The organism is Mammaliicoccus fleurettii (genome assembly GCF_003970575.1).
GTDB lineage: Bacteria > Bacillota > Bacilli > Staphylococcales > Staphylococcaceae > Mammaliicoccus > Mammaliicoccus fleurettii.
This window is the reverse complement of the sequence record NZ_RXWZ01000196.1, coordinates 1-1,217: the sequence shown is the minus strand read 5'-3', so window position 1 is coordinate 1,217 and position 1,217 is coordinate 1. Positions and strand designations below refer to the sequence as shown.

General features: G+C 26.9%; 1 protein-coding gene and 1 pseudogene. Both read right to left on the bottom strand.

Annotation, left to right across the window (positions count from 1 at the left end; all coding sequences use genetic code 11):
- Positions 1-59: 59 nt before the first annotated feature.
- A complete protein-coding gene (locus tag CD129_RS12070; protein WP_160149116.1) occupies positions 60-1,001 on the bottom strand; it encodes an LPXTG cell wall anchor domain-containing protein in 942 nt (313 codons plus the stop codon).
- A 27-nt stretch (positions 1,002-1,028) separates the two neighbouring features.
- Positions 1,029-1,217: pseudogene (locus tag CD129_RS13275) on the bottom strand (trypsin-like serine peptidase); the annotation flags it as partial.

Here is a 1,217-nt window from a genome sequence, read left to right as displayed (position 1 = left end):
ACATTAAGTTACTTAACCTCTAAAAAATAATTCATAAATCTAATTATTGATACTTTTAATTATGATTTAACTTTTCTAGATAAACTAAATATACCAACTGCAGATAATACCGCAAAAGTAAATAATACATAACGTAATATCACGTTATCATTTTCACCTGTTTTCGGTAATTCTTTTTGCGATTTATTAGATTTGTTTTCTTTTGATTTAACCTTATTTACAGATTCTTCCTTAGACTTTACATCTTTATTATTATCTTGTTTAGCTGTTTCAGAAGATTTAGGTTCAGATTTATTTGTATTCATATCTGTTTTATTTTGCTCATTAGCTGATTGTTTAACTTTCTTATCGTTTACAGCCACTTTGTTATCTTTATTTACGACTGTATTTTTAGGAGTTTCTGCTTTTTTATCATATTTTTTTCCTGTATTTGTATTTACTTCTTTGTCATCATTTTTATCTTTATTTGGATCTTTTTTAGTCGGTTTATCTTTGTTATCAGAAGCTAGTTGACCTGGACTATGTGGCTTTTCTTGATTGCCATTAGGGATTTTTGTATTACTTTGTTGTCCAGGTTTTTGCATATTTGTTTGATTATATGAATAATGATTGTCAGCACTAGGGTCAAAATTAATACCATCTAAAGGTCTAGGATGTTCACCTACAACCAAGTCATTTACTCTGCCTTTCGAAGCATAAAATTCAAAGTATCTCCATTGATCAGATATATGTTTATATTTTGGATTTACTTCATTTGTTTTGACACCATTCTTAATAATATAAAAATCCTCTGGATCTGGAGTCTTAACTTCTAATATTTCTTTTTCTGGAATACTCATTGAACCATCAGAATTAATGTATATAGGAGCAGCCTTACCACTTGATTTAAATACATATTTAACAGGTTTATTCTCCTTCAATTCCTCAGCATTCACTTTCCCTACAATAGGAGCACTTACAATTGTACATAACAAAGTTGATAAAAATACTTTCTTTAACATAAACATCTCTCCTTACATGAATAACATTTATAATATTTTTACTGCTTTGTTCTCAATATAACCAATCCAATTATCTTTATTATCGTATAATGAATAATAAGTTTTCCCATTACTTAATTTATATTGAGCTTTTGCAAATAACTTTTTATTTATATATTTGTCAGAAGATTCTCTTTTAGTATCAATTAAATATCCATAAAAGTTATAATTTTTACT

Coding starts and splice junctions, on each gene's coding strand:
- CD129_RS12070 (WP_160149116.1), bottom strand. CDS start 1,001: ATGTTAAAGAAAGTATTTTTATCAACTTTGTTATGTACAATTGTAAGT.